General features: G+C 49.7%; 1 protein-coding gene. It reads left to right on the top strand.

Translation table 11 applies throughout. The features are described from left to right. Positions 1-4: 4 nt before the first annotated feature. Positions 5-807: MobQ family relaxase (gene mobQ, locus HADU_RS11940; protein WP_034592943.1), on the top strand; the 803-nt coding region annotated here is incomplete at its 3' end.

The following is an 807-nucleotide window of genomic DNA, read 5'->3' as shown; positions in this document are numbered from 1 at the left end:
AGGCATGGCGATTTACCACTTTTCAGTCAAAACCGTAGCACGATCCGCAGGGCGTTCCGCCACTGCTGCAATCGCCTATCGGGCCGGTGAAAAAATCTATTGTGAACGTGAAGGCCGAGAACATGACTACAGCCGAAAAACTGGGGTAGAACACAAAGAGATTTATTTACCGGCAGGCGCACCAAAACATTTAAAAAACCGGGAAAAACTTTGGAACGAAGTGGAACAACGGGAAACCCGAAAAAACTCGACAGTCGCCCGGGAATTTGAAATTGCCTTTCCAAGTGAGTTGAACCAGGAACAACGTCTGGCCATGCTCGAAGAACTATGCGCCAGTATCGTGGACAGACATCAGGTGGCCGTTGATGCCTGTATCCATGCACCGCATACCGGATCCGGCAGTGATGAACGCAATTATCACGCCCATATCCTGATGAGCACACGCAAGCTCACTCCGGAAGGTTTTACCGAGAAAACCCGGGAACTGGATCAGAAACACAGTGGAGAAATTGAACACTGGCGCGAACACTTTGCCGATATCTGCAATATGCACCTGGATCTAGCCGGATACACCGCCCGAGTCGACCATCGCAGCTACAAAGACCAGGAGAATGGCCTGGAAGCGACCCTGCACGAAGGACCGAAAGTCACCGAACTACGCCGAAAAGGGATTGAGACCGAAATCAGCCGCAGCAATGATGAAATCAAACAGAGAAATCAGGCTCAGCTGCAATACGGCAAAAATATGGATCTGCTGATTGCTGAAAATGAGATCAAACTCAGCACACTGAAAACTGAACAGCAGAT

This window comes from Acinetobacter sp. HA (genome assembly GCF_000264725.1).
Lineage (GTDB): Bacteria > Pseudomonadota > Gammaproteobacteria > Pseudomonadales > Moraxellaceae > Acinetobacter > Acinetobacter schindleri.
This window is presented reverse-complemented; position numbering and strand designations above follow the sequence as displayed.